The following is a 229-nucleotide window of genomic DNA, read 5'->3' as shown; positions in this document are numbered from 1 at the left end:
GATTGGCTCATGTCGGAAAAATTGTCGCGCGGATGGTTCAAGGCGACGACGACGAAGCCGGCATCCGCCAGGATTTCCGCTGTATCGTGATGGCCGAGAGAGCTGCCGGCATGACCATGCGAAATGACGACCAACGGCAGATTAGCGCCCACGATCGGGCAATTCCGGACACCAGAAACGATGATCGATCCAAGCGTAATGTCCGCCGGCGCAACCGTGCAGGGCGACC

1 protein-coding gene is annotated in these 229 nt (G+C 59.4%); it reads right to left on the bottom strand.

Features of this window, described 5'->3' with window-relative positions; genetic code table 11:
• Nucleotides 1-229 (bottom strand): hypothetical protein (locus tag ACPYOG_RS21220; RefSeq protein ID WP_481296007.1); only part of this gene is annotated, 229 nt, incomplete at both ends.

This window comes from Leifsonia sp. HAY1-4F (genome assembly GCF_056755275.1).
This window is presented reverse-complemented; position numbering and strand designations above follow the sequence as displayed.